General features: G+C 67.6%; 37 protein-coding genes. 31 read left to right on the top strand and 6 right to left on the bottom strand.

The window, feature by feature from the left end; all coding sequences use genetic code 11:
• The first annotated feature begins 33 nt into the window (after positions 1-33).
• From rpsL to WBG06_RS02010, 6 genes are all read left to right on the top strand, one after another.
• Entirely contained in the window at positions 34-405 is a 372-nt protein-coding gene (gene rpsL, locus WBG06_RS02035; RefSeq protein ID WP_008360965.1) for a 30S ribosomal protein S12, read from the top strand.
• A gap of 1 nt (position 406) precedes the next feature.
• Positions 407-877, top strand: coding sequence for a 30S ribosomal protein S7 (gene rpsG / locus WBG06_RS02030; protein ID WP_008360967.1), 471 nt, complete (start codon positions 407-409; stop codon positions 875-877).
• A gap of 134 nt (positions 878-1,011) precedes the next feature.
• Complete coding sequence (gene fusA, locus WBG06_RS02025; RefSeq protein ID WP_442945409.1) at positions 1,012-3,075, top strand: elongation factor G; 2,064 nt, start codon at positions 1,012-1,014, stop codon at positions 3,073-3,075.
• A gap of 84 nt (positions 3,076-3,159) precedes the next feature.
• Complete coding sequence (tuf, locus tag WBG06_RS02020; protein ID WP_336734637.1) at positions 3,160-4,353, top strand: elongation factor Tu; 1,194 nt, start codon at positions 3,160-3,162, stop codon at positions 4,351-4,353.
• A 163-nt stretch (positions 4,354-4,516) separates the two neighbouring features.
• Complete coding sequence (trmB, locus tag WBG06_RS02015; protein WP_336734635.1) at positions 4,517-5,248, top strand: tRNA (guanosine(46)-N7)-methyltransferase TrmB; 732 nt, start codon at positions 4,517-4,519, stop codon at positions 5,246-5,248.
• Positions 5,249-5,305: 57 nt separating this feature from the next.
• Positions 5,306-5,926 carry a hypothetical protein gene (locus WBG06_RS02010; protein WP_336734633.1) on the top strand — a complete coding sequence of 207 codons (621 nt, stop codon included), beginning with the start codon at positions 5,306-5,308 and terminating at the stop codon, positions 5,924-5,926.
• Here the strand turns inward: WBG06_RS02010 and WBG06_RS02005 are convergent.
• Positions 5,910-6,767, bottom strand: a complete 858-nt coding sequence (locus WBG06_RS02005; protein ID WP_336734631.1) for an RDD family protein — start codon at positions 6,765-6,767, stop codon at positions 5,910-5,912. The two genes, WBG06_RS02010 and WBG06_RS02005, sit on opposite strands and share 17 nt — an antisense overlap.
• 23 nt (positions 6,768-6,790) lie before the next feature.
• Here WBG06_RS02005 and WBG06_RS02000 point away from each other — a divergent pair, with 23 nt between their 5' ends.
• From WBG06_RS02000 to WBG06_RS01985, 4 genes are all read left to right on the top strand, one after another.
• Positions 6,791-7,786 (top strand): stage II sporulation protein M, encoded by a 996-nt coding sequence (locus WBG06_RS02000; protein ID WP_336734629.1) that lies wholly within the window; start codon positions 6,791-6,793, stop codon positions 7,784-7,786.
• Positions 7,787-7,825: 39 nt separating this feature from the next.
• The gene (locus tag WBG06_RS01995) at positions 7,826-8,392 is read left to right on the top strand and encodes a helix-turn-helix transcriptional regulator (RefSeq protein WP_336734627.1); all 567 of its coding nucleotides are present in this window, start codon (positions 7,826-7,828) and stop codon (positions 8,390-8,392) included.
• Positions 8,393-8,394: 2 nt separating this feature from the next.
• Positions 8,395-9,036 (top strand): nucleotidyl transferase AbiEii/AbiGii toxin family protein, encoded by a 642-nt coding sequence (locus WBG06_RS01990; RefSeq protein ID WP_336734625.1) that lies wholly within the window; start codon positions 8,395-8,397, stop codon positions 9,034-9,036.
• Positions 9,037-9,110: 74 nt separating this feature from the next.
• Entirely contained in the window at positions 9,111-9,497 is a 387-nt protein-coding gene (locus WBG06_RS01985; protein WP_336734623.1) for a hypothetical protein, read from the top strand.
• On the opposite strand, the gene WBG06_RS01980 is transcribed toward WBG06_RS01985, so the two are convergent.
• From WBG06_RS01980 to WBG06_RS01960, 5 genes are read right to left on the bottom strand one after another with little or no spacing between them, the layout of a single operon-like run.
• Entirely contained in the window at positions 9,498-10,799 is a 1,302-nt protein-coding gene (locus WBG06_RS01980; RefSeq protein ID WP_336734621.1) for a DUF58 domain-containing protein, read from the bottom strand.
• On the bottom strand, positions 10,796-11,779 hold the full coding sequence (locus tag WBG06_RS01975) for an AAA family ATPase (RefSeq protein ID WP_336734619.1): 984 nt from the start codon (positions 11,777-11,779) through the stop codon (positions 10,796-10,798). Before WBG06_RS01975 ends, WBG06_RS01980 begins: the two co-directional genes overlap by 4 nt.
• Positions 11,776-12,918, bottom strand: a complete 1,143-nt coding sequence (locus WBG06_RS01970) for a DUF4350 domain-containing protein (protein ID WP_336734617.1) — start codon at positions 12,916-12,918, stop codon at positions 11,776-11,778. Before WBG06_RS01970 ends, WBG06_RS01975 begins: the two co-directional genes overlap by 4 nt.
• Positions 12,915-13,526, bottom strand: a complete 612-nt coding sequence (locus tag WBG06_RS01965; RefSeq protein ID WP_336734615.1) for a DUF4129 domain-containing protein — start codon at positions 13,524-13,526, stop codon at positions 12,915-12,917. Before WBG06_RS01965 ends, WBG06_RS01970 begins: the two co-directional genes overlap by 4 nt.
• Positions 13,523-14,602: a hypothetical protein gene (locus tag WBG06_RS01960; RefSeq protein ID WP_336734613.1), complete on the bottom strand. Its 1,080-nt coding sequence runs from the start codon at positions 14,600-14,602 to the stop codon at positions 13,523-13,525. Before WBG06_RS01960 ends, WBG06_RS01965 begins: the two co-directional genes overlap by 4 nt.
• Before the next feature lie 414 nt (positions 14,603-15,016).
• Here WBG06_RS01960 and rpsJ point away from each other — a divergent pair, with 414 nt between their 5' ends.
• From rpsJ to rplO, 21 genes are all read left to right on the top strand, one after another.
• Complete coding sequence (rpsJ, locus tag WBG06_RS01955) at positions 15,017-15,325, top strand: 30S ribosomal protein S10 (protein ID WP_008360994.1); 309 nt, start codon at positions 15,017-15,019, stop codon at positions 15,323-15,325.
• Positions 15,326-15,335: 10 nt separating this feature from the next.
• Entirely contained in the window at positions 15,336-15,992 is a 657-nt protein-coding gene (gene rplC / locus WBG06_RS01950; protein ID WP_336734611.1) for a 50S ribosomal protein L3, read from the top strand.
• A 2-nt stretch (positions 15,993-15,994) separates the two neighbouring features.
• Positions 15,995-16,909: a 50S ribosomal protein L4, sunset domain variant gene (rplD, locus tag WBG06_RS01945; RefSeq protein ID WP_336734609.1), complete on the top strand. Its 915-nt coding sequence runs from the start codon at positions 15,995-15,997 to the stop codon at positions 16,907-16,909.
• A complete protein-coding gene (rplW, locus tag WBG06_RS01940) occupies positions 16,906-17,202 on the top strand; it encodes a 50S ribosomal protein L23 (RefSeq protein WP_008360999.1) in 297 nt (98 codons plus the stop codon). Before rplD ends, rplW begins: the two co-directional genes overlap by 4 nt.
• A gap of 16 nt (positions 17,203-17,218) precedes the next feature.
• Entirely contained in the window at positions 17,219-18,055 is an 837-nt protein-coding gene (gene rplB / locus WBG06_RS01935) for a 50S ribosomal protein L2 (RefSeq protein ID WP_008361002.1), read from the top strand.
• A 3-nt stretch (positions 18,056-18,058) separates the two neighbouring features.
• On the top strand, positions 18,059-18,340 hold the full coding sequence (gene rpsS / locus WBG06_RS01930) for a 30S ribosomal protein S19 (protein ID WP_336734606.1): 282 nt from the start codon (positions 18,059-18,061) through the stop codon (positions 18,338-18,340).
• Between the two features lie 42 nt (positions 18,341-18,382).
• The gene (gene rplV, locus WBG06_RS01925; RefSeq protein ID WP_336734604.1) at positions 18,383-18,802 is read left to right on the top strand and encodes a 50S ribosomal protein L22; all 420 of its coding nucleotides are present in this window, start codon (positions 18,383-18,385) and stop codon (positions 18,800-18,802) included.
• Entirely contained in the window at positions 18,802-19,629 is an 828-nt protein-coding gene (gene rpsC / locus WBG06_RS01920) for a 30S ribosomal protein S3 (protein WP_045550115.1), read from the top strand. Before rplV ends, rpsC begins: the two co-directional genes overlap by 1 nt.
• Positions 19,630-19,632: 3 nt before the next feature.
• On the top strand, positions 19,633-20,052 hold the full coding sequence (rplP, locus tag WBG06_RS01915) for a 50S ribosomal protein L16 (protein ID WP_008361009.1): 420 nt from the start codon (positions 19,633-19,635) through the stop codon (positions 20,050-20,052).
• Entirely contained in the window at positions 20,052-20,294 is a 243-nt protein-coding gene (gene rpmC / locus WBG06_RS01910) for a 50S ribosomal protein L29 (protein WP_292648878.1), read from the top strand. Before rplP ends, rpmC begins: the two co-directional genes overlap by 1 nt.
• A gap of 1 nt (position 20,295) precedes the next feature.
• A complete protein-coding gene (gene rpsQ, locus WBG06_RS01905) occupies positions 20,296-20,577 on the top strand; it encodes a 30S ribosomal protein S17 (protein ID WP_336734596.1) in 282 nt (93 codons plus the stop codon).
• A 172-nt stretch (positions 20,578-20,749) separates the two neighbouring features.
• Positions 20,750-21,118, top strand: a complete 369-nt coding sequence (rplN, locus tag WBG06_RS01900) for a 50S ribosomal protein L14 (RefSeq protein WP_008361015.1) — start codon at positions 20,750-20,752, stop codon at positions 21,116-21,118.
• Entirely contained in the window at positions 21,118-21,477 is a 360-nt protein-coding gene (gene rplX / locus WBG06_RS01895) for a 50S ribosomal protein L24 (RefSeq protein ID WP_336734593.1), read from the top strand. Before rplN ends, rplX begins: the two co-directional genes overlap by 1 nt.
• A gap of 2 nt (positions 21,478-21,479) precedes the next feature.
• The gene (gene rplE / locus WBG06_RS01890) at positions 21,480-22,043 is read left to right on the top strand and encodes a 50S ribosomal protein L5 (RefSeq protein ID WP_183544357.1); all 564 of its coding nucleotides are present in this window, start codon (positions 21,480-21,482) and stop codon (positions 22,041-22,043) included.
• Position 22,044: 1 nt separating this feature from the next.
• Positions 22,045-22,230 carry a type Z 30S ribosomal protein S14 gene (locus tag WBG06_RS01885; protein WP_017932844.1) on the top strand — a complete coding sequence of 62 codons (186 nt, stop codon included), beginning with the start codon at positions 22,045-22,047 and terminating at the stop codon, positions 22,228-22,230.
• Positions 22,231-22,316: 86 nt separating this feature from the next.
• Entirely contained in the window at positions 22,317-22,724 is a 408-nt protein-coding gene (rpsH, locus tag WBG06_RS01880) for a 30S ribosomal protein S8 (RefSeq protein ID WP_040755997.1), read from the top strand.
• A gap of 23 nt (positions 22,725-22,747) precedes the next feature.
• The gene (gene rplF, locus WBG06_RS01875; protein ID WP_336734587.1) at positions 22,748-23,302 is read left to right on the top strand and encodes a 50S ribosomal protein L6; all 555 of its coding nucleotides are present in this window, start codon (positions 22,748-22,750) and stop codon (positions 23,300-23,302) included.
• On the top strand, positions 23,302-23,685 hold the full coding sequence (gene rplR / locus WBG06_RS01870; protein ID WP_008361025.1) for a 50S ribosomal protein L18: 384 nt from the start codon (positions 23,302-23,304) through the stop codon (positions 23,683-23,685). Before rplF ends, rplR begins: the two co-directional genes overlap by 1 nt.
• A gap of 34 nt (positions 23,686-23,719) precedes the next feature.
• Positions 23,720-24,331, top strand: coding sequence for a 30S ribosomal protein S5 (rpsE, locus tag WBG06_RS01865; protein ID WP_336734585.1), 612 nt, complete (start codon positions 23,720-23,722; stop codon positions 24,329-24,331).
• Complete coding sequence (rpmD, locus tag WBG06_RS01860; RefSeq protein WP_008361029.1) at positions 24,331-24,513, top strand: 50S ribosomal protein L30; 183 nt, start codon at positions 24,331-24,333, stop codon at positions 24,511-24,513. The genes rpsE and rpmD overlap by 1 nt, the downstream gene beginning before the upstream one ends.
• Before the next feature lies 1 nt (position 24,514).
• A complete protein-coding gene (gene rplO / locus WBG06_RS01855; protein WP_336734581.1) occupies positions 24,515-24,955 on the top strand; it encodes a 50S ribosomal protein L15 in 441 nt (146 codons plus the stop codon).
• Positions 24,956-25,124: the final 169 nt, after the last annotated feature.

Raw genomic sequence — 25,124 nt, 5'->3', positions numbered from 1 at the left:
TTGTGAGAGCAGAAAAGAAGGGGAACCACCGAGGTGCCCACCATCAACCAGCTGGTCCGCAAGGGCCGCGAGGACAAGGCGACGAAGTCGAAGACGCCTGCCCTCAAGGGATCGCCGCAGCGCCGTGGCGTCTGCACGCGCGTCTACACCACCACCCCGAAGAAGCCGAACTCCGCCCTCCGGAAGGTCGCCCGTGTGCGTCTCTCCTCCGGCGTCGAGGTCACCGCTTACATCCCGGGTGTGGGCCACAACCTTCAGGAGCACTCCATCGTGCTCGTCCGCGGCGGTCGTGTGAAGGACCTCCCCGGTGTTCGTTACAAGATCATTCGCGGCTCGCTCGACACCCAGGGCGTGAAGAACCGCAAGCAGGCCCGGAGCCGCTACGGCGCCAAGAAGGAGAAGTGAGATGCCTCGTAAGGGTCCCGCTCCCAAGCGTCCGCTCGTCGTCGACCCCGTCTACGGCTCGCAGCTCGTAACCCAGCTCGTCAGCAAGGTCCTCCAGGACGGCAAGAAGCAGGTCGCGCAGCGCATCGTCTACACCGCCCTCGAGGGCTGCCGCGAGAAGACCGGCACGGACCCCGTGGTGACGCTCAAGCGCGCCATGGACAACGTGAAGCCGGCCATCGAGGTCAAGTCCCGCCGTGTCGGTGGCGCGACCTACCAGGTTCCGGTCGAGGTCAAGGGCACGCGTGGCACCACGCTCGCGCTGCGCTGGCTCGTCGGCTACGCCCAGGACCGTCGTGAGAAGACGATGGCCGAGCGCCTGATGAACGAGATCCTCGACGCGAGCAACGGCCTCGGCGCCGCTGTGAAGAAGCGCGAGGACACCCACAAGATGGCCGAGTCCAACAAGGCCTTCGCGCACTACCGCTGGTGACGTATGGCGGGGTGCCTGCCGCACAATGTGGGCACCCCGCCCATCCAGACCGAAGACAATCTCTTTAAGGAACGCTGAAGACAGTGGCCGTCGACATCACCACGGACCTCAATGTGGTCCGCAACATCGGCATCATGGCGCACATCGATGCCGGTAAGACCACCACCACCGAGCGCATCCTGTTCTACACCGGTATCTCCTACAAGATCGGTGAGGTCCACGAAGGCGCAGCCACGATGGACTGGATGGAGCAGGAGCAGGAGCGCGGCATCACGATCACGTCCGCCGCGACGACCTGCTGGTGGAAGGACCACCAGATCAACATCATCGACACCCCGGGGCACGTCGACTTCACGGTCGAGGTGGAGCGCTCGCTGCGCGTCCTCGACGGTGCTGTCGCCGTCTTCGACGGTGTCGCCGGTGTCGAGCCGCAGTCGCAGACCGTGTGGCGTCAGGCGAACAAGTACGCCGTCCCGCGGATGTGCTTCGTCAACAAGCTCGACCGCACCGGTGCCGACTTCTACATGGTCGTCGACTCGATCGTCGACAAGCTGCACGCCACCCCGCTGGTGCTTCAGCTTCCGATCGGTGCCGAGTCCGACTTCCTCGGTGTCGTCGACCTGGTCGGCATGCGTGCCCTGACCTGGCGCGGCGAGACCGCCCAGGGCGAGGACTACGTCGTCGAGGAGATCCCCGCCGACCTGGCCGACAAGGCCGCCGAGTGGCGCGAGAAGCTCGTCGAGACCCTCGCCGAGGCCGACGACGAGATCATGGAGGTCTACCTCGAGGAGGGCGACGTCTTCGACGTTCCCACCCTGAAGGCCGCCATCCGTCGCGCGACCCTGGCCGACAAGCTCAACCCGATCCTCACCGGCACCGCGTTCAAGAACAAGGGCGTCCAGCCCCTGCTCGACGCGATCGTCGACTACCTGCCCTCGCCCCTGGACGTCGAGTCGATCATCGGCCACGACGTCAAGGACGAGGAGGTCGAGGTCTCTCGCAAGCCTTCTGACTCCGAGCCGTTCTCCGGCCTGGTCTTCAAGATCGCTTCCGACCCGCACCTGGGCAAGCTGTTCTACCTGCGCGTCTACTCCGGCAAGGTCGAGGCGGGTGCGACCGTGGTCAACCCGATCAACGGCCGCAAGGAGCGGATCGGCAAGATCTACCAGATGCACGCCAACAAGCGCGAGGAGATCGCGTCGGTGGGTGCTGGCCAGATCGTCGCGGTCATGGGTCTGAAGGACACCAAGACCGGCCACACGCTGTGCGACCCGTCCAACCCGGTCGTGCTCGAGTCGATGAGCTTCCCGGCCCCGGTGATCGAGGTCGCCATCGAGCCGAAGACCAAGGGTGACCAGCAGAAGCTCGGCACGGCGATTCAGCGCCTCACCGAGGAGGACCCGACCTTCACGGTCAAGACCGACGAGCAGACCGGCCAGACCATCATCGCTGGTATGGGCGAGCTCCACCTCGAGGTCTTCGTCGACCGGATGAAGCGCGAGTTCAAGGTCGAGGCCACCGTCGGCAAGCCGCAGGTCGCCTACCGCGAGACCCTTCGCAAGAAGGTCGAGAACCACAGCTACACCCACAAGAAGCAGACCGGTGGTTCGGGTCAGTTCGCGAAGGTCGTCATCTCCGTCGAGCCCAACATCGACGAGGAGACCGGCCAGGGTGCGGGCTACGAGTTCGTCAACAACGTCACCGGTGGTCGCGTGCCGAAGGAATACATCCCTTCGGTCGACCAGGGTGCTCAGGACGCCATGGAGTTCGGTATTCTCGCCGGCTTCCCCATGGTCGATGTGAAGGTCTCGCTCGAGGACGGCGCCTACCACGACGTCGACTCCTCCGAGCTTGCCTTCAAGATCGCCGGCAACCAGGCCTTCAAGGAGGCCGCCCGCATGGCGAAGGCCGTCCTGCTGGAGCCGATGTTCGCCGTCGAGGTCACGACCCCCGAGTCGTTCCTCGGCACCGTGATCGGCGACATCAACTCCCGTCGCGGCCAGGTGTCTTCGCAGGAGGAGCGTCACGGCGACATGGTCGTCCAGGCGCTCGTCCCGCTGTCCGAGATGTTCGGGTACGTCGGTGACCTCCGGTCCAAGACCAGCGGTCAGGCGTCGTACTCGATGGAGTTCGACTCGTACGCCGAGGTTCCCACGAACGTCGCCGACGAGATCATCAAGAAGGCCCGTGGCGAGTGACCTTCGGGTCACCCGTCCAGGGACTTCGGCAGCAACACCTTTCAGTACGAGTCAGTAAGAAAATCACACCAGGAGGAGCCCACAGTGGCTAAGGCGAAGTTCGAGCGGAACAAGCCGCACGTCAACATCGGCACCATCGGTCACATCGACCACGGTAAGACCACCCTTACCGCGGCGATCTCGAAGGTGCTGCACGCGAAGTACCCGGACCTGAACCCGGAGTTCGCGTTCGAGGACATCGACAAGGCCCCCGAGGAGCGCCAGCGCGGGATCACGATCTCGATCGCGCACATCGAGTACCAGACCGAGTCGCGTCACTACGCTCACGTCGACTGCCCCGGTCACGCGGACTACATCAAGAACATGATCACCGGTGCCGCGCAGATGGACGGCGCGATCCTCGTGGTCGCCGCCACCGACGGCCCGATGCCGCAGACCAAGGAGCACGTGCTCCTGGCCCGCCAGGTCGGCGTGCCGTCGATCGTCGTCGCGCTCAACAAGTGCGACATGGTCGACGACGAGGAGCTCATCGAGCTCGTCGAGATGGAGGTGCGCGAGCTCCTCAGCGAGTACGAGTTCCCGGGTGACGACATCCCGGTCGTGCGCGTTGCCGCCTTCCCCGCCCTGCAGGGCGAGCAGAAGTGGATGGACTCGGTCGCCGAGCTCATGCAGGCCGTCGACGACTACATCCCGACCCCGGCTCGTGAGACCGACAAGCCGTTCCTGATGCCCGTCGAGGACGTCTTCACGATCACCGGTCGTGGCACCGTCATCACCGGTCGTATCGAGCGCGGCATCGTCAAGGTCGGCGAGGAGGTCGAGATCGTCGGCATCCGCGAGACGGCTCAGAAGACCACCGTCACCGGTGTCGAGATGTTCCGCAAGCTGCTCGACGAGGGCCAGGCCGGTGAGAACGTCGGTCTGCTCCTCCGTGGCACCAAGCGCGAGGACGTCGAGCGCGGCATGGTTGTCATCAAGCCGGGCACCACCACCCCGCACACCAACTTCGAGGGCTCTGTCTACATCCTCTCGAAGGAGGAGGGTGGCCGTCACACCCCGTTCTTCAACAACTACCGTCCGCAGTTCTACTTCCGGACCACGGACGTGACCGGCGTTGTGACCCTCCCCGAGGGCACCGAGATGGTCATGCCGGGTGACAACACCGAGATGTCGGTCGAGCTCATCCAGCCCATCGCGATGGACGAGGGTCTGAAGTTCGCTATCCGTGAGGGCGGTCGCACCGTCGGCGCGGGTCGCGTCACCAAGATCATCAAGTGATCGTCTGATCCACAGTGAAGGGCCCCCGGAGCCGCAAGGCGAAGGGGGTCCTTTGCTGTGGTCAAGCGATCGAACGAGCGCTGACTCGGCGCAAACGGACCGGAGCGAAGCGAGGACCGGATTGCGCCGCGTCGGCGCGGGCACGAGACCAAGGCAAGAAGAGATGACAGACCCAATCCACCCAGTACGCCCCGCAAGACCCCACCAAAAGCTCCTAGAAGACGGCCGCACGGTAAGAGAGGTCCTCACCTACACCCGCCGCGGCAGCCGGCTGGACGCCAAGCAGCAGAAGGCGTGGGACGCGTACGCCGCGGAGTGGGTGATCCCCGACGAGGCGGTCGACGAGCCGGGCTTCTCCCTCGATACCTGGTTCGGGCGCAAGGCTCCGCTGATCGTCGACATCGGTGGCGGCGTGGGAGAGGCGACCGCGGTACTGGCGGCGAACCGTCCCGAGGCCAACATCCTGGCGCTGGAGGTCTGGCGCCCCGGTGTCGCGGAGAGCCTCGCCCGGGTGGGCGCGGCCGGCGCGACCAACGTACGTTTCTGCAGCGTCGATGCCCTCTGGACCCTCGACAACCTGGTCGCCCCGGGGTCGGTCACCGAGATCTGGACCTTCTTTCCCGACCCGTGGCACAAGACCCGCCACCACAAGCGCCGCCTGGTCACCCCCGCCAACGCGCGGATGATCGCCGAGCGGCTCGAGGAGGGCGGCACGTGGCGGCTGGCGACCGACTGGGTGGAGTACGCCGAGCAGATGGTCGAGGTCCTCGATGCCGAGCCGCTGCTCAGCGGTGGTGTGGTCGAGCGCTGGGACGAGCGCCCGGTGACCAAGTTCGAGCGCAAGGGGCTGGCCAAGGACCGGGTCATCACCGACCTGCTCTACCGGAGGCGTTGACCCGAACTGCCCGTGTCGTGACTGATCTGTAGGCGGGGAGCCGTCAAGATCAGCGGCATGAAGTTGTACGCCGACAGGCCGCCGCGTCTCGCCGCCCAGCTGTTCGCCGACCTGCTGACGGTGGCGTGGATCGTGGGGTGGGTGCTCCTCGGCAGGCTCGTCCACGAGCTGGTCTCGGCGCTCGCCGTGCCCGGTCAGAAGATGGACGAGGCCGGCACCTCGCTGTCGGAGAAGATGCTCGACGCGGCCGGCCGGGTCGACGACCTTCCGCTGGTGAAGGACGGGGTCGCGGCGCCGTTCACGGGTGCGGCGAAAGCCGCCGACCAGCTGGCCGCCGCCGGTCAGGCGCAGGTCGAGGCCGTCTCCGACATCGCGATCGGTCTCGCGATCGCCGTAGCGGTCGTGCCGGTGCTGATGTGGTTGCTGGTGTACGTGCCGCTGCGGTGGCGCTTCGTCCGCAACGCGACCTCGACCCAGCGTTTCCTGGAGGCGGGTACGGCCGCCGATCTGGTGGCGCTGCGGGCGATGTCGACTCAGCCGCTGCACAAGCTCGTGAAGATCAGTGACGACCCGGTGAGGGCGTGGCGCGAGGGCGACGTCGACGTGGTGACGAAGCTCGCCGCGCTGGAGCTGAGGTCGGTCGGACTGAGCGCCAAGCGGCTCACGAACGTGCGGTGAGGCGGCTCCGGAGCTCCTCGTCGCGGGCCAGCCGGGCCGTGTCCCGATCCCGGCGGGTCGCGAGCACCGCGGCCAGGTAGGCCTCGGGCGGTGTGCCCGGAGGCGGTCCCGGGGCGACGTACGCCTGCATGTGGGTGGCCAGGCGGTCGGCCAGCGCGTGTCGGCGGACCGGGTCCGTGTGGGTGCCGACCTCGCCGGAGAGGAACCGCCGCACCGCCAGCGACAGGCCGACCGGGATCGAGGCGACATCGGCGCGTGCGGCCCAGGCAGCCAGCTCGGGCGGCATCCGGATCGGCGCCGGAGGACGCAGCGGCACCCGCACCCGGATGACGTACGTCCCGGCCGCGATGTCGCCGAGTCGCTTGCCGCGCGGGTGGATCATCGCCGTGAGGAAGGCGACGGCACCGCTGGTGCCATAGATCTCGACGACACCGATCAGGGCACGTACGAACGCATGGTGGAAGCTGATCGCGCCACCGTCGTCGCGGACCGTGCGCAGCCCGAGCGCGAGCTTGCCGAGAGAGCGGCCCCGGGTGAGGGTCTCGATGGCAGTCGGGAAGACCACCAGGACCGACGCCGTGGCCGCGATGTAGGCCGCCCAGGCGAGCGCCTCGTCGGTGTCGAAGGCCGCGGTCAGGAACACGATGAGTGTGAGCACCAGCAGGACGCAGGTCACCAGCACGTCGATGAGGCCGGAGAGCAGCCTCATCCCGAGCCCAGCTGCCGGCAGGTCGAGCGCGACCGCGTCGCCGGTGACGAGGTCGTCCTCGGTCAGCAGGGCACGTTCTTGGGGGAGCTGTTCCTGAGGGCGTCGCTCGGGCGATTGCGGCGCGGGGGTCATGGCGGTCAGCGTACGCTGCGGGCGTGGATCTCGACGCGTATCTGGCTGCGACCGCCGCCGACCGGACCAGGCTCGAACAGCTGCTGGCCGAGCGAAGGCTGAGCGGTGCCCAGGCCGACGAGCTCGTCGAGCTCTATCAGCGGGTCAGCACCCAGCTCTCGGTCGTACGCAGCAACGCCCCCGACCCGACGGTCGTCCAGCACCTCTCGGTGCTGCTCGCGGCGGCCCGCAACCGCACGACCGGCACCCGCACGAGCACCTGGACCGGCTTCCTGCGGTTCTTCACCCACCGGTTCCCGGCCGCGCTCTACCGGCTGCGGTGGTGGTGGCTGGGGATGATGGCGGCCAACATCGTCGTCACGGCCGTGATGATCTGGTGGCTGCTGCGTCATCCGGAGGTCGAGCAGTCGTTGATCGGGCCGGAGCAGGTCAGACAGCTGGTCGAGCACGACATCGAGGGCTACTACAGCGAGCACGCCGCCTCGTCGTTCGCCACCCAGGTCTGGGTCAACAACGTCTGGGTGTCGTTCGTCGCCATCGCGCTGGGCGTGCTCGGCCTGCCGGTGATCTATGTGATGTTCCAGAACATCGCCAACCTGGCGATCCTCGGCACCCTCATGCACCGCTACGACCGCGGAGGCCTCTTCTGGGGTCTGATCCTTCCCCATGGCCTGCTCGAGCTCACCGCCGTCTTCGTCGCCGGCGCGGTGGGCCTGCGGCTCTTCTGGTCCTGGGTCGACCCCGGGTCGCTGACCCGCGGACAGTCGATGGCCAGAGAGGGCCGCACCGCCGGCGGCATCGCCCTCGGCCTCATCGTCGTGCTGCTCATCTCCGGCATCATCGAAGCCTTCGTCACCCCTTCGCCCCTGCCCACCTGGGCCCGCGTCGGCATCGGCATCCTCGCCGAGCTCGCGTTCCTCGCGTACGTCTTCATCGTCGGTCGCGCTGCCGCCTCCCGCGGCGACACCGGCGACATCGACGAGCGCCTGCTCGAGGACCGCGTCGCCACTCAGGCCTGAATGTTCCCAGTCGGGAACATTTGAGCGTACGCTGGAGGCATGGCAACGATGTCCCCGGGCGAGATCGGCGAGCTCGTTCGCAGCGTGCGTAAGACGCTCGGTCTTACCCAGGCCGAGCTCGCTGAGCTCGCCGGCGTCGGCCGCCGCTTTGTCATCGAGCTCGAGGGCGGCCACGGACGTGCCGAGCTCCGCAAGGTCGCCGATGTGATGAGAGCTGTAGGTCTCGAGGTCTCCGACGAGCCTGATCCGATCGAGATGGTGCGTACGCCGAGCGGGCTCGTCTCGTTCCGCACCGTGATGAGCCGAATCGGCCGGCCCCTCTCGGTGCCCAACCGACTGTGGCGCCTCGCGCCCGAGCGAGCCACGGCGACCGTGACCCTGCCCCACAGCGTCCATTGGTCGGATGGAGGTGGAACGTTCGACCTGGCCGATTGGAACGACCGAGCCCTGGCCTACCGAACGCTCATGCTCGAGGCGACCCCTTCGGTCCTGGTCGATTATGTCGACGGCGACCAGCTCGTCGAGATGTGGGATGACATGTTCGTTCCGCCCGAGATCCGTCAGGCCTGGCAGAGCGCGGTCTCGGACTTCCGGGAGGCTGCCTAGACATGGACGCGACCGGATTCATCACCGCGTTCCAGAAAGACGTTGCCCGCACTTTCTTCGACCTCCCCGAGTCCGAAGGATTCCTGCTCGCGGGCGGCGCCGCGCTCATCGCGTTGGGTGCGGTCGAGCGTGTGACCGACGATCTCGACTTCTTCGCCGCTCGCGGTGACGGGAGTGTCCCGGCTGCCAAAGCCGCGTTCGTCGCCAGATGCCGCGCTCGAGGTTGGGAGACAGTGATCATCTGGGAGAACGATGAGTTCGTACGACTGTCGGTGATCGCCGTCGACGACAAGATCGAGGTCGATCTCGGTATCGATGCGAGTCTCCTTCTCCCGCCGACGGTGACGTTCTTGGGGCCGACGATCGGTCTCGAGGAGAATGCCGGACGTAAGACCTTGGCCCTCTTCGGTCGCGCTGCGCCGCGGGACTTCGTGGACGTGTTCAACCTCGCTCGGCGGTTCGGGAAGCCGAAACTGCTTGAGCTAGCGGCCGAGCGCGACCTAGGGTTCGACCGCGGCGTGTTCGGCCAGATGGCGCGCATGGTGAACCAGATCAATGCCCGGCAGTTCCCGCTCGATGAGGATTCCGTGCCCGAGCTGGTGGCGTTCTTCAACGGTTGGTCTGAAGAGCTTCGAGACGAATGAGGGACCCGGTGGCATGGTGGCGGGGATCGAGAGCTGACAGACCCAAGGCGTACGCGGTCGAGTACCCGCCAGGTGTGACTGACGACGAGCAGCGAGACGAGGTCCGCGCGCTCCTGAACATGCTTCGGCCGTATGGATCCAAGTTCCAGACCGACATGCCGGCCTTCGCGGAGGCGCCGCCTGCGGTCGATGACGCCCGAGCCTTCCTGCGTTCACTTGAGGGAACGACAGCGCGGTACGAGGACTATGCGACGACCAACCTTGTGGACTCCGCCGACGACCGCCTGTGGGAAAGCTTCGTCCAGGTCGCGCCGTACGCCTTTTCGGCTGAGCTCTGGCAGGGAGGTCGATATCTCGTATCCCTCGCGGACGAAAGCCAGAGCGTCGTCGTCCATCTCGTGCCCGACTCCGACCTCCACGCGGCGGTAGCTGACCGGTTCGACCTCCGGCTGCTCGACTGATCAGAGCTGACCGGTGGCCTTGAGCTGCAGGTAGTGGTCGGCGAGAGCGGGCGGGAGGGACTCGGCGTCGGCGTCGACGACATCCACGCCGAGGGTGCGGAGCATGGCGGCGGTGTGGTCGCGTCGGCGGAGGGTCTGCTCGGCGGCGGCTGCGGCGTAGACGTCCTCGAGGGAGCTGCGGGCGGCGGCAGTGGCCTCGAGCTCGGGGTCGCGGACCGAGGCGAGGACGACGCGGTGGTGCTGCGTCAGCACCGGCAGGACGGGGAGGAGCGACTCCTCGATCGCGTGCGGGTCGAGGGGCGTCAGCAGGACGACGAGCGCGCGGTGGCGGCCGAGGCCGGCGACGGCACCGGCGAGCTGGGACCAGTCGGCCTCGGCGATCAACGGCTCGAGGTCGGCCATCGACTCCTGCAGCCGCTGGGTGACGTCGCGCTGGCCGGCGAGGCGGAGCCGGGAGCGTACGCGCAGGTCGCCGGCGACGAAGTCGATCCGGTCGCCGGCCCGCGAGGCGATGGCGGCGAGCAGGAGGCCCGCATCCATGGCCGAGTCGAGCCGAGGTACGCCGCCGGCGGCGCCCTCGACCCGGGCGGCCGAAGTGCGGGAGGTGTCGAGGACGAGGATCACGCGGCGGTCCCGTTCTGGCTGCCAGGTGCGGACCACGACGGTGCGGGAGCGAGCGGTGGTGCGCCAGTCGATGGAGCGTACGTCGTCGCCGCGGACGTACTCCCGCAGCGAGTCGAACTCCGTCCCCTGCCCGCGCACGCGGACCGCGGCCCGACCATCGAGCTCGCGCAGCCGCTGGAGTCGAGACGGAAGATGCTTGCGGGACTCGAAGGCGGGCAGCACGCGCACTGTTCCCTCGACCGGGATGGTGCGCTGCCGGGCGCCGAGGCCGAGAGGCCCGTAGGCTCGCACGGTCACGCCCAGCGCGCGCAGATCTCCGCGGCGGCGCGGCCGCAGCGGCGTACGCAGCCTGGTGCTGTCGCCGCGATCGAGCCGGATCCGGTGGCGGTTGTCCGTCGCGCCCGCCGTGGGCTGCCATGCGTCGCGCACCAGCGCCCGGACCCGGTGATCGGGAGCGCGAACGATCAGGTCCGAGGTCGTCGAGTCACCCAGCCGGATCCCGCCGAGCGGTGTGCGGGTGATCTCGAGTCCTGCCGGCTTCGGCGCCAGCAGCACGTCGAGGAGCGTGAGCGCCACGACGATCGCGACCCAGAGCACGGCGGTGCTCTGGGTCGGCCGCAGCACGACCGGGACGATCCCGGCCAGCAACAGCAGCGGGACGCGCCAGGTGATGGTCATCGCGGGACAGGGACGGCGCCGATGGCGGAGGAGAGGACCTGGGAGACCTGGACGCCCTCCAGCTCGGCCTCCGGACGCAGCGCGAGCCGGTGCGCCAGGGTGGCATGGGCCAAGGACTTCACGTCGTCGGGGGTGACGAAGTCGCGGCCGGCGAGCCACGCCCAGGCGCGCGCTGAGCGGAGCAGGGCGGTGGCGCCACGCGGGGACACCCCGGCCGACAGCGACGGGGACTCGCGGGTCGCCCGGGCGATGTCGACGATGTAGCCGGTGACCTCGGGGGACACCTGCACGGTCGCGACATGCTGCCGGGCGGCCTCGATGTCGGCACCCGTGGCGACCGCGGTGACCCCGGCGCCGGCGACGTCGCGCGGGTCGAACCCGGAGGCGTGCCGGGCGAGGATCTGCACCTCGTCGGCACGCTCAGGCACCGGCAGGACCACCTTCAGCAGGAACCGGTCCAGCTGGGCCTCGGGGAGCGGGTAGACACCCTCGTACTCGATCGGGTTCTGGGTCGCGGCCACCAGGAACGGGCGCGGCAGCGCGCGGGTCACCCCGTCGACCGAGACCTGGCCCTCCTCCATCGCCTCGAGCAGCGCCGACTGCGTCTTCGGCGGGGTGCGGTTGATCTCGTCGGCGAGGAGCAGGTTGGTGAAGACCGGTCCCTCCCGGAAGGTGAGCTCGCCGTGAGTCGACTCGACCACCATCGAGCCGGTGATGTCGCCGGGCATCAGGTCTGGGGTGAACTGCACCCGGCGCGTCTCCACCGACAAGGCGGCCGACAGCGACCGCACCAGCAGGGTCTTGGCGGTGCCGGGCACGCCTTCCATGAGTACGTGGCCACCGCACACCAGCGCGACCAGCAGCCCGGAGACCGCAGCATCCTGCCCGACGACCGCCTTGGCGACCTCGGCCCGGACCGCGGTGAGCCGCTCGCGCGCGCCGTCGGGCGACACGGAGGGGATGGTCTCGGATTGGGTCATGGGTGTCGTACCTCTTCCTCAAGGGCCGCCAGCTGATTGGCCAGCGTGATCAGGTCTTGGTCGTTCTCGATCGGAGCATCGGTGAGCAACGCGGCGACCTCGAGCTCGGGTCGTCCGGTGCGGTGGGCGACGGCGCGTACGACCGCCTCCCGGGTGGCATCCCGGCCCAGCCGCAACCGCCGCGCGAGACGGGTGCGGGCGGCGTGCCGGAGCGTCGTTGCGGCGTGCGCGCGGTCGCCGGCCCGGCGGTAGAGCCGGCCCAGGCTGCGGGTCGTCTCGCCGGCACGGACGTGGACCGGCAGCGGCTCGACGGCCAACGGGCCCAGCCGCCGCCCGTGGGCGACGGCGAAGGCGATCACCGCGAACAACAGGAGCCACAACGCCGGGCCGATCCAGCGCGGCAGCAGCGATGACGGGGAGTGGCTCTCGTCGGGGGCGAGGTCGTCGAGAGAGGGGACGTACCAGACCAGATGGTCGCTCTCGCCCAGGAGCCGCAGCGCGACCGCCGCGTTGTCCGCCCGCAGGATCTGATCGTTGGTCAGCACCTGCGGCGCACCCCAGATGGTGAGCCCGTCCGCGGGTGCGAGCACCGCGCCGTCGGCGTGCGGGAAGCAGGAGCCGGCGTCGTAGGCGGTGACCGCATCGGCCTGGATGCTGAGACCTTCCCAGCGCGGGTCGGCGCAACCGGCCTCGAGCGTCTCGGGAGTCTGAGCGACCGCATAGGGGATGCCGAGCATCGCCGACACGTACGGCGCGGGTTCCGCCAGGATCAGGTCGGCGGCGTCGTCGGTGCGCTCGCGCAGCCGGGAGGCGGTCTCCTCGCCGAGCGCGTCGGTCCCGGTCACGAAGACCGTCGTGTCCGCCTCGATCTCGGCGTCGTCCAGAGCCCGGGAGGACCGGACGATCTCCACCTCGACCCCGTGCTCCTCGAGCACCTGGACCAGCGCCCGGGTGCCGTCGGGATCGGGGCTCTCGGGGTCGTAGGGCGCATAGGACGCCCCGCCCTTCGGTGTCGCGACGTACGCCAGCACGACCGCGATCACGAAGGCCACCGCGACGGCCAGCAACGGTCGGCGTCGTCGGAACCAGCCCGGCCGTGCCGCGGTCGGGCCTGCTGGGGCCGGTGCTCGCTCGCTCATCGCGCCACCGCCAGCTCCTGCTCGAGGGCGAGCACGCCCTCGGCCTGATCACGCGTCGCGGGATGGTGGCCGTAGAGCACCTCGTTGAACAGCTCCGCAGCCTTCCCGGCCCGGCCCTCGAGCGACATCTCCCGCTCCAGGCTCGCCGCGACCTCGGCCGCGGTGAGGCCGGGGTCCTCGGCGAGCCGGCCGCGCTCGACCTGCCGTCTGGCCAGGGCTCGGAACCCGTCGATCACCGCGGCGCCGTGATCCCCTGAGGCGTACGCAGCCTCGGCACGCGCCCGGAGCGCGGCCGCCGAGAGGGACTCGTCGGTGAGGACGTCCCCGTTGCGATCGCGGGCAGCCCGGGGGGTGCGCCGGGCCCGCGAGACCAGCAGGCCGAGCCCGACCAGGATCGCGGCGAAGACGACCAGGGCGGCGAGGGTCTGTGCCCACGGCAGGTCTCCGGCGTTCGGCAGGCCGTCGGACAGCGTGCGCTCGATCCAGCGCCGGATCCGCTCGACGAGGTCGAGGTCGTGGTAGGCCGGGTCGGCCAGCTCGCGCCGGAGCCAGGACCGACCTTCCTCGGGCGACGGGTCGAGCGGAGGTGTTTGTCGGAGGTGGATCATCTGGTCAGCAGTCCGGCCTGCTCCATCAGCTCGACCTCGTAGGACTCCTTGCGGATGCGCTGGTCGAGGTACTGCAGGTTGGTCACGGCGCCGCTGAACGGGGTCACGATCGCAGCGGAGACGACGGTCGAGACCGCACTTCCGACGATCATCGCGAAGACGTAGAGATCAGGCTGCACGACGCCCACGACGCTGGCGATCATGCTCACCGGGAAGGCGACGATCTGGGAGGCGAAGCCGACGATGATCGCAGCGAGCAGCGCGATCCCGAAGAGTCGCCAGAACTGCCTCGCCGAGAGCTGCCAGGCCCGGCCGATGGCACCGAAGACCCCGGCGTTCTCCAGCATCAGCGCCGGCACCGCGAGCAGGTAGAGCCGCACTGCCAGGAAGATGGAGACCACGACCAGCAGCAGGAGCATGAGGACGCCGGCCAGGATGGCCGGCACCGGACTGTCGACGACGATCGCGAGCACCACCACCGGCGTCACCGCGATCGCCAGGACCACGGTGAAGAACACCGTGGTCAGCAGCGCGAGCCCGATCAGCCGCCAGCGGTTGCCGTGGGTCGCGGCCCACGCCTGACCGAGGGTCAGCTTGCGGCCGATCGCGGCGGCGAGGGCCACGTGGGAGATCATCCCGGCGACCAGGATGGTGCCGATCGACTGCAGGATCGTGCCGAGAAGGAGCGAGCCGACGGCCACCAGCATGCCGATGATCTCGGAGGTGCCGGGCTCGTAGCCCGGATCCTCGAGGCCGACGCCGAACCCTTCCAGGCTGTTGCCGGTGAAGGTCAACGCTGTGGTCACCCCCAGCGGGATGGCCATCGCCACGGCCGCCACGAGGACCGAGGCCCCGACCGTGGCGCCGGGGTTGAAGCGTACGAGCCGGAAGGCGCCGTCGAGCATGTCACCGAGCCCCAGCGGCCGCAGCGGGATCGCTCCTGGCTTGTGCGCCGGCGGCAGCGGCTGCGCCCAGGTCGGCTGCGTCCACGTCTGCTGCGGCGGGGGAGGGGTGAGCGGGGTCGCTGCACTCTGCTGAGGTTGCTCACCCGGTGGGGGTGGCCACGCTCCTGACATCCTGATGCTCCTCGTCGCGACGACCGGCGAACTCGCCCGGTTGGGGGCATCCTCTCAGAGCGACCCAGGCGACATCGTTGATTTGGAGCCACCTGCGTACGCGTGACAAGATTCTCTGGTTGCTCCGGTGAACTGTTCGCTGGGGTGCGCACACCTTGACTACTGAATCGCGTCACCTGAGCAGGCTGATCAGCCTGTCCGGATGTGGTCTGTGGTCGCCGTGTGCCCATCCCGAAGGCGTGGTTCCAGTGAAGCTGATGGTGAAAGTCCCGTCGAGAATTCGGCGTTCGCTTGCGAAAAGTTAGCGACACGCCCGACCGCGGGGGTCGGAGCCAGAGGTGAGCAACCGGGCCGACTCAGCCGGAGGAAGCCTGTAGCACGCGGCACGCTGACCAAGAAGGACGAGAGAGACAGATGGCGGGACAGAAGATCCGCATCAGGCTCAAGGCCTATGACCACGAGGTGATCGACACCTCGGCGCGAAAGATCGTGGACACGGTCACCCGTACGGGTGCCAAGGTCGCCGGCCCGGTGCCGCTGCCGACCGAGAAGAACGTGTACTGCGTCATCCGCTCGCCCCACAAGTACAAGGACTCGCGCGAGCACTTCGAGATGCGCACCCACAAGCGCCTCATCGACATCATCGACCCGACCCCGAAGACTGTTGACTCCCTCATGCGGCTCGACCTGCCTGCTGGTGTCGACATCGAGATCAAGCTCTGAGGTTGACGACATGACGATCGAACGCAACGTGAAGGGTCTCCTGGGCACCAAGCTCGGCATGACCCAGCTGTGGGACGAGAACAACGTCGTCGTCCCCGTGACCGTCATCGCGGCGAACACCAACGTCGTGACCCAGGTCCGCACCCCCGAGGCCGACGGCTACAACGCCGTGCAGATCGGCTACGGCGAGATCGACGGCCGCAAGGTGAACAAGCCGGGCGCCGGCCAGTTCGAGAAGGCCGGCACCACGCCGCGCCGCCACCTGGCCGAGATCCGCACCGCCGACGCCGCGTCGTACTCCGCCGGCCAGGAGCTCCCCGTCGACACCTTCGCCGTGGGCGAGGAGATCGACGTGACGGGCACCTCCAAGGGCAAGGGCTTCGCGGGCACCATGAAGCGTCACGGCTTCTCCGGTGTCGGCGCCTCCCACGGTGCTCACCGCAACCACCGCAAGCCGGGATCGATCGGCGCCTGCGCCACCCCGGGTCGCGTGTTCAAGGGCGTCCGCATGGCCGGCCACATGGGTACTGACACCGTCACCACCCAGAACCTGACCGTGCACGCCGTCGACACCGAGAAGGGCCTCATCCTGGTCAAGGGCGCCATTCCTGGCCCCAAGGGTGGCCTCGTGGTCCTCCGCTCGGCTGCCAAGAAGCTGGAGGCCTGATCATGGCTATCAAGACCGTCAAGGTCGACTTCCCGGCTGAGATCTTCGATGTTGAGGTCAACATCCCGCTGATCCACCAGGTCGTCGTCGCGCAGCAGGCTGCTGCGCGCCAGGGCACGCACGCCACCAAGACCCGCGGCGAGGTCCGCGGCGGTGGCCGCAAGCCCTACAAGCAGAAGGGCACCGGTCGCGCCCGCCAGGGTTCGACCCGCGCGCCGCAGTTCGCCGGTGGTGGCACCGTCCACGGCCCGCAGCCGCGTGACTACAGCCAGCGCACCCCCAAGAAGATGAAGGCCGCCGCTCTCCGCGGTGCCCTCTCCGACCGGGCTCGCGCCGGCCAGATCCACGTGGCCGAGTTCGCCTTCGAGGCGCCCTCGACCAAGACCGCGCTGACCGCCCTCAAGGCGATCTCCGACGCGAAGCGCTTCCTCGTGGTGCTGGACCGTTCCGAGTCCACCGCCGCGCTGAGCCTGCGCAACGCGCCCGAGGTGCACCTGCTCTGGGCCGACCAGCTCAACACCTACGACGTCCTCGTCTCCGACGATGTTGTCTTCTCCAAGCCGGCCTACGAGATCTTCGTCTCGGGCAAGCCGGTCGTCGCTGCCAAGGAGACCGTCACCATCGGTGAGGTCGAGAAGGACGCGATCAAGGAGCCCGCCGCCGAGCCCGCCAAGGAGATCGACCTGCCCGAGGGTGCTGTCGCACCGCTCGAGGACGGCTCGGCTCCCGAGGGCTTCGACATCAAGGGCAACGTCAAGGGCAAGGACAAGAAGTTCCACGCCCCGGGCGGCCGTTGGTACGAGTCCACCAAGGCGGAGTTCTACTTCAAGTCCGCCGAGGACGCCATCGCCGCAGGCTTCGTCGAGGCCGGCAAGAAGAAGGCTGAGACTGTGTCAGACGAGGAGGGTGACAAGTGAGCACGCTGCACTACGACCCCCGCGACATTTTGATCGCGCCGGTGGTCTCCGAGAAGAGCTACGGCCTCCTCGACCAGAACAAGTACACCTTCATCGTTCGCCCCGACGCGAACAAGACCGAGATCAAGATCGCGGTCGAGAAGGTGTTCGACGTCAAGGTGACCTCGGTCAACACGATCAACCGCAAGGGCAAGGCCCGTCGTACGCGTTACGGCCTGGGCAAGCGCCCCGACACCAAGCGCGCGATCGTCTCCCTGGCTGAGGGCGACCGCATCGACATCTTCGGCGCGTGAGAAGGACTGACTGAACATGGCTATTCGTAAGTACAAGCCGACCACCCCGGGCCGTCGTGGCTCGTCGGTGGCCGACTTCGCCGAGATCACTCGGACCACGCCGGAGAAGTCGCTGACCAAGCCCCTTCCCAAGAAGGGCGGCCGCAACAACCAGGGTCGCGTGACCACGCGTCACCAGGGTGGCGGTCACAAGCGTGCGTACCGGATCATCGACTTCCGTCGCTACGACAAGGACGGCGTGCCGGCCAAGGTCGCTCACATCGAGTACGACCCGAACCGCACCGCCCGCATCGCCCTGCTGCACTACTTCGACGGCGAGAAGCGCTACATCCTCGCGCCCGTCGGCGTGAGCCAGGGCACCGTCGTGGAGTCCGGTCCCACTGCTGACATCAAGCCCGGCAACAACCTGCCGCTGCGCAACATCCCGGTTGGTACCACCATCCACAATGTTGAGCTGCGCCCGGGTGGCGGCGCGAAGATCGCCCGCTCCGCCGGCATGAGCGCCCAGCTGGTCGCTCGTGAGGGCTCCAAGGCCACGCTGCGTATGCCTTCGGGTGAGATGCGCTTCGTCGACGTGCGCTGCCGCGCCACCGTCGGTGAGGTCGGCAACGCCGAGCAGTCCAACATCAACTGGGGTAAGGCCGGCCGTATGCGGTGGAAGGGCGTTCGCCCGACCGTCCGTGGTGTCGTCATGAACCCGGTCGACCACCCGCACGGTGGTGGTGAGGGTAAGACCTCTGGTGGCCGTCACCCGGTCAGCCCCTGGGGTAAGCCCGAGGGCCGTACGCGCAAGCGCAAGGCCTCTGACTCGCAGATCATCCGCCGCCGTAAGAGCGGGAAGGGTAGGAAGTAAGCAATGCCTCGCAGCCTGAAGAAGGGCCCCTTCATCGACGACCACCTTCAGAAGAAGGTCGACGCCGAGAACGAGAAGGGCACCCACAACGTGATCAAGACCTGGTCGCGCCGCTCGATGATCGTGCCCGAGATGATCGGTCACACCATCGCGGTGCACGACGGTCGCAAGCACGTCCCGGTCTTCGTCTCCGACTCGATGGTCGGTCACAAGCTGGGCGAGTTCGCCCCGACCCGCACGTTCAAGGGTCACGTGAAGGACGACCGGAAGGGTCGCCGCCGCTGACGCGGTGGTGCCCTACCTACCTAGGAATCTGGAGATACGAGAATGAGCACCACCGAGCGTGTGCGCGTAAGCGCCCGCCGCGAGTCGCTCCTCGGCGACCAGCCGGGTGCCTTCGCGAGTGCCCGCTTCGTGCGGATCACCCCGTTGAAGGCGCGCCGGGTCGTCGACCTGGTCCGCGGCCTGCCCGTCGACGAGGCCCTGTCCCTGCTGCAGTTCGCGCCGCAGGCAGCCTCTGAGACTGTCTACAAGGTCCTCGAGAGCGCCATCGCCAACGCGGTGTCGACCGAGGGTCTGGACCGCGACGACCTCGTCGTCTCGGTCGCCATGGTCGACGAAGGTCCGACCATGAAGCGCTGGCGTCCCCGCGCCCAGGGTCGTGCGACCCGCATCAACAAGCGGACCTCGCACATCACCCTGGTCGTTCAGCCGGCCGACGTCGTCGAGAAGGGCGGTAAGAAGTAATGGGTCAGAAGATCAACCCGAACGGCTTCCGCCTGGGCATCTCGACCGACCACAAGTCGCGTTGGTACGCCGACAAGCAGTACAAGGAGTACGTCGGCGAGGACGTCAAGATCCGCAAGCTCCTGTCGAAGGGCATGGAGCGGGCCGGCATCGCCAAGGTCGAGATCGAGCGCACCCGTGACCGCGTCCGTGTGGACATCCACACCGCGCGTCCCGGCATCGTCATCGGCCGTCGCGGCGCCGAGGCCGACCGCCTCCGCACCGAGCTGGAGAAGCTCACCGGCAAGCAGGTTCAGCTGAACATCCTCGAGGTCAAGAACCCCGAGGTCGACGCTCAGCTGGTCGCCCAGGGTGTCGCCGAGCAGCTCAGCGGTCGCGTGCAGTTCCGTCGCGCGATGCGCAAGGCCATGCAGACCACCATGCGCTCCGGTGCCAAGGGCATCCGGATCCAGTGCTCGGGTCGTCTGAACGGCGCCGAGATGTCGCGTACGGAGTTCTACCGCGAGGGCCGCGTGCCCCTGCACACCCTGCGCGCCGACATCGACTACGGCTTCTACGAGGCCCGCACGACCTTCGGCCGCATCGGCGTGAAGGTCTGGATCTACAAGGGCGAGGTCTCCGGCTCGCGCGCCGAGCGTCAGGCCGCCCAGGCCGCCCGTGCGGGCGTCCCGGGCCGCGGTGGCAACGACCGTCGCGGTGGCCGCGGCGACCGTCCGTCGCGTGGCTCCCGTGGTGACCGCCCGAACCGCGCTGACCGCGCGGCGAAGACTGAGGCGCCGGCTGCCGCTGAGGCTCCCGCCGCCGAGACCACGACCCAGGAGGGCTGACCCATGCTGATGCCCCGTCGAGTCAAGCACCGCAAGCAGCACCACCCGAAGCGCACTGGCGTGGCCAAGGGCGGCACGAAGCTGGCCTTCGGTGACTACGGCATCCAGGCGATCGAGGGTCACTACGTGACCAACCGCCAGATCGAGGCAGCGCGTATCGCGATGACTCGTCACATCAAGCGAGGCGGCAAGGTGTGGATCAACATCTACCCCGACGTCCCGCTGACCAAGAAGCCTGCTGAGACCCGCATGGGTTCCGGTAAGGGTTCGCCCGAGTGGTGGGTTGCCAACGTCAAGCCGGGCCGCGTCATGTTCGAGCTCTCCGGTGTCGACGAGAACACGGCCCGCGAGGCGATGCGCCGCGCGATCCACAAGCTGCCCATGAAGTGCCGTTTCATCACGCGAGAGGCTGGTGAGTTCTGATGGCTAACTCCCTGCAGGCGTTCGAGCTGGACGAGCTCACCGACGTCGACCTCGAGGCGAAGCTGCGCGAGGCGAAGGAGGAGCTGTTCAACCTCCGGTTCCAGGCGGCCACCGGCCAGCTGGAGAGCCACGGTCGGCTCCGCACCGTCAAGAAGGACATCGCCCGGATCTACACCGTGGTGCGTGAGCGCGAGCTCGGTATCCGCGTGGCCCCGGGCGCCGAGACCACTGAGGAGGCCTGAGATGGCAACCGAGTCCACCCAGGACACCACCGAGCGCAACACGCGCAAGGTGCGCGAGGGCCTCGTCGTCAGCGACAAGATGGACAAGACCATCGTCGTCGAGGTCGAGGACCGCGTGAAGCACCCGCTCTACGGCAAGGTCATGCGCCGTAGCAGCAAGCTCAAGGCTCACGACGAGCAGAACACCGCCGGCATCGGCGACCGCGTCCTGGTCATGGAGACCCGGCCGCTGTCCGCGACCAAGCGGTGGCGCCTCGTCGAGGTCGTCGAGCGCGCCAAGTGATCTGCGCCTCGAAAGAGGCAGATCCGGCTGGCGGCGTACGTCGCCAAATTGACCCAAGGGTGCAGGCCCAGCGACCATTGGTAGCTGGGCCTGCGGCCCGCCAATCCCATTACGTTCGGCAAGGCTCACCCGCCCTGGAGCGGGGAGAGAACCAGCTCGACAAGGAGAAGTAATGATCCAGCAGGAGTCGCGACTCAAGGTCGCCGACAACACTGGTGCGAAGGAGATCCTCTGCATCCGTGTGCTCGGTGGTTCCGGTCGTCGCTACGCCGGCATCGGCGACACCATCGTCGCCACCGTCAAGGACGCTATCCCCGGTGGCAACGTGAAGAAGGGTGACGTCGTCAAGGCCGTCATCGTGCGCACCGTCAAGGAGCGCCGCCGTGCCGACGGTTCGTACATCCGCTTCGACGAGAACGCCGCCGTCATTCTCAAGAACGACGGCGAGCCGCGAGGCACCCGCATCTTCGGCCCGGTTGGCCGTGAGCTGCGCGACAAGAAGTTCATGAAGATCATCTCGCTCGCGCCGGAGGTGCTGTGATGGGTCGCTCGCACATCAAGAAGGGCGACACCGTCAAGGTGATCGCTGGTAAGGACAAGGGCGGCTCCGGCAAGGTGATCGCTGTCCTCACCGCTGAGGACCGTGTGATCGTCGAGGGCATCAACCTCATCAAGAAGCACACCAAGGTCCAGGACCAGGGCGGTCGCGCCGGCACCACCGGCGGCATCGTGACCACCGAGGCCCCGATCCACGTTTCCAACGTCCAGCTGCTCGAGGGTGGCGAGCCGGTTCGCGTCGGCTTCCGCCGTGAGACGGTCCAGAAGCGTCGCCCCGACGGGTCGACGTACGCCGCTGAGCGCAGCGTTCGCATCTCGCGCAAGACCGGTAAGGACATCTGATCATGACCGACACCGCTGTGGCCCCGCGCCTCAAGACGAAGTACCGCGAGGAGATCGCCCCGGCCCTGCAGGCCGAGTTCGAGATCCCGAACGTCATGCAGATCCCCGGTCTGACCAAGATCGTCGTCAACATGGGTGTGGGCGAGGCTGCCCGCGACTCCAAGCTGATCGAGGGCGCCGTCAACGACCTGACCGCGATCACCGGCCAGAAGCCGCTGATCAACAAGGCGAAGAAGTCCATCGCGCAGTTCAAGCTGCGTGAGGGCATGCCGATCGGTGCGCACGTCACGCTGCGCGGCGACCGCATGTGGGAGTTCCTCGACCGCCTGCTCTCGCTCGCGCTGCCCCGCATCAGGGACTTCCGCGGCCTGAACGGCAAGCAGTTCGACGGCAACGGCAACTACACCTTCGGTCTCACCGAGCAGGTCATGTTCCACGAGATCAACCAGGACAAGATCGACCGCTCGCGGGGCATGGACATCACCCTCGTGACGACTGCCACCAACGACGACCAGGGTCGCGCGCTGCTCAAGGCGCTCGGCTTCCCGTTCAAGGAGAACAACTGAGATGGCGAAGACCGCTCTCAAGGTGAAGGCCGCTCGTAAGCCGAAGTTCGCGGTTCGCGGTTACACCCGCTGCCAGCGCTGCGGCCGCCCGAAGGCCGTGTTCCGCAAGTTCGGCCTGTGCCGTATCTGCCTGCGCGAGATGGCCCACCGGGGCGAGCTGCCCGGCGTCACCAAGTCCTCCTGGTGAGCGATCACCGTTCCAACCACTGACGTTGAAGGTCCTCATGACCGTGTGTCGTGAGGAAACCACTACGAGAAAGGGCCGTTCGGCCAATGACGATGACTGACCCGATCGCAGACATGCTCACTCGTCTGCGTAACGCCAACCAGGCGTACCACGATGCGGTTTCGATGCCGTACAGCAAGCTGAAGCAGGGCGTCGCTGAGATCCTCCAGCAGGAGGGCTACATCACCAAGTACGAGGTGCTGGAGCCCACCGAGGGCCAGGTCGGCAAGACCCTGTCCATCACCCTCAAGTACGGCCGCAACCGTGAGCGCTCGATCGCCGGCGTACGCCGCATCAGCAAGCCCGGTCTGCGTGTCTACGCGAAGCACACCGGTCTCCCCAAGGTGCTCGGCGGCCTCGGCGTCGCGATCATCTCGACGAGCCAGGGTCTGCTGACCGACCGCCAGGCGAACAAGAAGGGCGTAGGTGGGGAAGTCCTCGCCTACGTCTGGTAATCAGGGAAGGGAGAGAGAAGAACATGTCGCGTATTGGCAAGCTCCCCGTCCCGGTTCCGGCCGGCGTGGACGTCACCATCGACGGCCAGGTCGTGAACGTCAAGGGCCCGAAGGGTTCCCTGTCGCACACCGTGGTCGACCCGATCACCGTTGAGAAGGGCCAGGACGACGAGGGCCGTGGCGTCCTCGAGGTCAAGCGCCCCGACGACAGCCGGGACAACAAGGCGCTGCACGGCCTGTCCCGCACGCTGATCAACAACATGGTCCTGGGTGTCACCGAGGGCTACGAGAAGAAGCTCGAGATCGTCGGCGTGGGTTACCGCGTCCTGTCGAAGGGTCCGACCAAGCTGGAGTTCCAGCTGGGCTACTCGCACTCGATCATCTTCGACGCGCCCGAGGGCATCACCTTCACCACCGACGGCCCGACGAAGCTCGGCGTCGTCGGCATCGACAAGCAGCTCGTCGGTGAGGTTGCGGCCAACATTCGCAAGCTGCGCAAGCCGGAGCCCTACAAGGGCAAGGGCGTTCGTTACGCCGGCGAGAACATCCGCCGCAAGGTCGGAAAGGCTGGTAAGTGATGGCCATCTCGCTGTCGAACAACAAGCACACCGCTTCCCGTGTCCGCTCGCGCCTGCGTCGTCAGGCCCGCGGTCGCAAGAAGATCGAGGGTACGCCGGAGCGTCCGCGCCTCGTCGTGACCCGGTCGGCCAAGCACATCACCGCCCAGGTCGTCGACGACCTGGCCGGCAAGACGCTTGCCTCGGCCTCGACCATCGAGGGCGACCTGCGCTCGGCCTCCGGTGACAAGACCGCCAAAGCCAAGCAGGTCGGCGAGCTGGTTGCGTCGCGTGCCAAGGCCGCTGGAGTCGAGACCGTGGTCTTCGACCGTGCCGGCAACAAGTACCACGGCCGTGTCGCCGCGCTCGCCGATGGCGCGCGCGAGGCCGGTCTGACCTTCTGATCGCAACGATCGAACGAGAGAAGAGGAAAGTCTGATGAGCGGAGCCCAGCGCGGACAGCGTGGTGGCGAGCGCCGAGGTCGCGACGACCGTCGCAACCAGAGCGCCGACAAGACCGCCTACATCGAGAAGGTCGTCGCGATCAACCGAGTTGCCAAGGTCGTGAAGGGTGGTCGTCGCTTCAGCTTCACCGCCCTCGTGATCGTCGGTGACGGCGAGGGTCTGGTCGGCGTCGGCTACGGTAAGGCGAAGGAAGTTCCCGCGGCGATCGCCAAGGGTGTCGAGGAAGCGAAGAAGCACTTCTTCCGCGTTCCCCGCATCCAGGGCACGATCCCGCACCCGGTGCAGGGTGAGAAGGCCGCTGGTGTGGTCCTTCTCCGTCCGGCCGCCCCTGGTACCGGTGTCATCGCCGGTGGCCCGGTGCGCGCCGTCCTGGAGTGCGCCGGCATCCACGACGTGCTGAGCAAGTCGCTCGGTTCGTCCAACCAGATCAACATCGTCCACGCGACGGTGGAGGCCCTCAAGATGCTCGAGCAGCCTGAGGCAGTCGCCGCCCGTCGTGGTCTCCCGGTCGAGGACGTCGCTCCCGAGGCCCTGCTCAAGGCGCAGGCCGAGGTTGTGGAGCCCAAGGCGGAGGTGTCGGCCTGATGGCGCAGTTGAAGGTCCAGCAGAAGAAGGGCCTCGTTGGTCTGAAGCAGAACCAGCGAGACACCCTGCGTACGCTCGGTCTCAAGCGGATCGGCGACGTGGTCGTCAAGGAGGACCGCCCGGAGATCCGCGGCATGGTCCAGACCGTCCGTCACCTGGTGACGGTCGAGGAGGTCGACTGATATGGCACTCAAGGTGCACAACCTGGCGCCGGCTCCCGGTGCCAAGAAGGCCAAGACCCGTGTGGGTCGTGGTGAGGCGTCCAAGGGTAAGACGGCCGGCCGTGGTACCAAGGGCACGAAGGCCCGTTACCAGGTCCCTGCCTACTTCGAGGGTGGCCAGACCCCGATGCACATGCGGCTCCCCAAGCTGAAGGGCTTCAAGAACCCCTTCAAGGTGGAGTTCCAGGTCGTCAACCTCGACAAGCTCAACGAGCTGTTCCCCGAGGGTGGCGTCGTGACCCCCGAGACCCTGATCGAGAAGGGTGCCGTCCGCAAGGGCCACCCGGTCAAGGTCCTTGGGCAGGGCGACCTGTCCGTCAAGGTCGAAATCAGCGCCAACGCCTTCTCCGGCACCGCCAAGGAGAAGATCGAGGCTGCTGGCGGAACTGTCACGGTTCTCTGACAGTTCTACTAACGTAGAGCCTGTTACGTGGAAGCGCGGCCGGGTCGCCCCTCCGGGGACCCGGCCGCGCTCCCGCTGTTTCAGCCCTACGTGCATGAGCTGCCGTGGAGGCTGTTAGGCTGCCACGGGTTTTCGCAACGGCGCAGGCCCTGCGACCCCTGATTGTCGA

The organism is Nocardioides sp. CCNWLW239 (assembly GCF_037137035.1).
Lineage (GTDB): Bacteria > Actinomycetota > Actinomycetes > Propionibacteriales > Nocardioidaceae > Nocardioides.
Note: the sequence above shows the minus strand (reverse complement) of the source record. Positions and strands in the feature narration are given on the sequence as shown.